2 protein-coding genes are annotated in these 1,209 nt (G+C 52.5%); both read left to right on the forward strand.

Annotated elements, in window-relative coordinates; all coding sequences use genetic code 11:
* Nucleotides 1–245: hypothetical protein (locus XI09_RS08590; protein ID WP_271566456.1), on the forward strand; the 245-nt coding region annotated here is incomplete at its 5' end.
* Nucleotides 246–542: 297 nt separating this feature from the next.
* A partial coding sequence (locus XI09_RS08595; RefSeq protein WP_271566457.1) for a metallophosphoesterase occupies nucleotides 543–1,209 on the forward strand: 667 nt, incomplete at its 3' end.

A 1,209-nucleotide genomic window follows, 5' to 3' on the forward strand; every position in this document is an offset into this window, starting at 1 on the left:
ATCTCAAACCTCCGTCCAAGCCGGAGGCTTCTTCGCATAGCTATCCAGATCCCGAAGCAAGGGTTCCGGCTAAGCGCTTACAAACAACGGCCTCCCATCAAATAATACGGTGGCGGCATCCAGCGGAAAGGAAAAACGTGGGCCAAAAATCTTCTTTGCAACGATCGGTGTGCCGTTCGCCAACGTCATTAAAACCAATAATTGCAGAATATGCAGAAATTGCATTTCCTCAGCTTAGCTTATAGTTGCATCCGACGTTAGTTCGATCTTCATTGACTATTATGGCGCCTTTCAGTGGAACGTCTTGCGCCGGTCATCCAAGGCACCCGATCGAGCCTCATCCATTAACCTGAAGTCGCCGCCGCTGTCGCTGCTCGGCTGCGCCGACGTGATCGAATAGCGATGCAGTTTGCTGCAGTGCACGAGCCAAATGACCCAACGCGACATTCAGTGGAAGCGTGGGAATTAGCCACTGTCGGGTTGACCTTGGCCTCATGAGAATACGCTATATCTACCCTAAGGCCGTTCAAAAGGACTAGCTGGTGGACGAAGACATTTTGCGCAAACTCGAGATCCGTCTCGGGCCGCTCCATGCCCGGCAGCGATTGGGAATTGAGAGAGATCACGAAGCTCAGGTATTTGGCCAGGGCCTCACATTTTTTCACCTTGAAAACTCATCTTGGGCCGAGTGGATCATTCGAAATGTTCTGAAGGCAACAGGGCTCTACTGGCGTGCACGACAGAACGCAGAACGCATTCTCGTCAAACGAAACGAAATGAGGTTTAAGACATTACCGCCCCTCTTTGAGGGCTTCACCATTCTCCACATTAGCGACCTTCATGTGGATATGAATGAAGTTGCCATGAACAGGCTCATCGAGCTGGTTGGCAGCATGCAGTACGATGTGTGCGTCCTAACTGGCGATTATCGGGGGCGGACTGTTGGGCCGTTCCAGCCCGCGCTGGATGGTGTCGCGCGAGTGGCAACTCATCTGAAAAAGCCAATCTATGCGGTGCTCGGCAACCACGATACGATTCAAATGGTCCCCGGGCTCGAAGCTATGGGCATTCGCGTGCTGCTCAATGAATGCGAAACAATCGTTCGCAATGGCCAACGGATCTATCTGGCCGGAATCGACGATGCACATTTCTTCAGAGTGGACAACATCGAAAAGGCCGCTCTCTCGATACCCCGTGGGGAGTTCTCGG

It is taken from the genome of Bradyrhizobium sp. CCBAU 11386 (assembly GCF_028128955.1).
In the GTDB taxonomy this organism is placed as follows: Bacteria; Pseudomonadota; Alphaproteobacteria; order Rhizobiales; family Xanthobacteraceae; genus Bradyrhizobium.